The sequence below is a fragment of the Micromonospora sp. U56 genome, from assembly GCF_018070095.1.
Taxonomy (GTDB): Bacteria; Actinomycetota; Actinomycetes; order Mycobacteriales; family Micromonosporaceae; genus Micromonospora; species Micromonospora purpureochromogenes.
Genome location: NZ_JAGPYL010000245.1, coordinates 1 through 1,598, shown reverse-complemented (window position 1 = coordinate 1,598; position 1,598 = coordinate 1). Strand labels below are relative to the sequence as shown.

The window sequence follows — 1,598 nt, the reverse complement described above, 5'->3', positions numbered from 1 at the left end:
CGGAAGGGCCGCAGGGCTGAGCGTTGCCGGCTGCCGACGCTCCGGAACTTGTCAAGGTCGGTGGGACCAGTGGGTGTTACGCCGCTTGGGGTAGTGGTTGATCGGTTGCCGGTTCGGGTGGGTTGATCCAGACGGCGTCGGGCAGGTGCAGCGCTTTCGGTCTGGGCCGGCGGGAGAAGCGTTCGGGGTGGGCGGTCCAGGCGGTGTCGAGGGCCTGTTCGCGTTGTTTCTGTTGAGTCGCGGCGTGGCCGTAGTGGACGTCGGCGGGGGTGTGCAGCCCGATGCCGGCGTGGTGGTGTTCGTGGTTGTACCAGGCGAAGAACGTGTCGCAGAACGCGCGGGCGTCGGTCAGGGATCCGAAGCGTTCGGGGAACGTGGGGTGGTACTTCACGGTCTTGAACGCGGCTTCGGAGAACGGGTTGTCGTTGCTGACCCGGGGTCGGGAGTGCGTGCGGGTGACGTGCAGGTCGGCCAGGAGTGTGGCGACGCGTGTGGAGGTCATGGAGGTGCCGCGGTCGGCGTGCACGACCTGCGGGACGCCGTGCAGGGTGATGATCTCGGAGATGAAGTCGTGGGCGATCTCGGCGCTTTCTCTGGCGGCGACATGATGTCCGACGATGTATCGCGACCAGATGTCGATCATGACGTAGGCGTCGTAGTAGACGCCCTTGGCCGGGCCGGGGAGCTTGGTGATGTCCCAGGTGAACACCTGCCCCGGCCCGGTCGCGGTCAGCTCCGGACGGGCCCGGGTGGGGTGTCGGGCCTGGCGGCGCCGGTCGACGACCTGATCGTTGGTGCGCAGGATGCGGTAGAGGGTGGAGATCGAGGCCAGGTAGACGCCCTCGTCGAGTAGCGTCGCGAATGTCTCGGTCGGGGTGGTGTCGACGAACCGGTCGCTGTCGAGCACCGCCAAAACGTGAGCGCGTTCAACGTCGGACAGTCGGTTCGCCGGCGCCGGCCGCGGCGCCGGCGAACGCCCATCAGGGGTGCGGGCGCGTCGGTGGGCGGTGCTGCGGGCGATCCCGGTCAACCGGGCCGCATTGCGGGTCGACGTCGCCGCGGCGAGCAACTGGGTGTGGGCGTCGGTCAGGGCTTGGTCGGCTTGGTGTCGGTGTCCGCGCTCTCGGAGATCTCGGCCAAGAGCGCGTGTGCTTTTCCCATGATGTCCAACGCCGCCTCGGTCCGGGCGATCTTGCGGTTGGCCAGCTCCAACTGGCGGCGCAGCCGGGCGATCTCGGCCTGCTCCCCACTCGGGCGTCCGACGCTCTGACCGGGCTTCTTCGCCTCGAGCAGGCCGGCATCACGGGCGCGGCGCCACTCACTCATCAACGACGAGTACAAGCCGTTACGGCGCAGATACCCGTTGCCGTCGCCGTCGGCCACGGCTTGTTCGTACTCGGCGAGCAGCCGCAGCTTCTCCGCCGGAGGAAACGACCGCCGCCGTGGCCGGTCTGATCGAGGTCCTTCCGTCGCCATGACCCCATCGTGCCTGACGGACATATCTGTGCTGGGAATCGTCATCGAAGGAAGATCCATCCTCGCCCCGGGAGGGCTACTTGCTCTGAACCACTGGACTCACCCAACCCTGACACCCAGGG

Annotated in this window: 1 protein-coding gene; it reads right to left on the bottom strand. The window is 67.8% G+C overall.

Annotated features, from left to right (window positions below; translation table 11 throughout):
• Positions 1-76: 76 nt before the first annotated feature.
• A protein-coding gene (locus KBX37_RS33770) for an IS3 family transposase (RefSeq protein ID WP_210779873.1) occupies positions 77-1,521 on the bottom strand; the annotation gives its coding sequence in 2 pieces (ribosomal slippage) (positions 77-1,152 and positions 1,152-1,521; 1,446 coding nt in all).
• Positions 1,522-1,598: the final 77 nt, after the last annotated feature.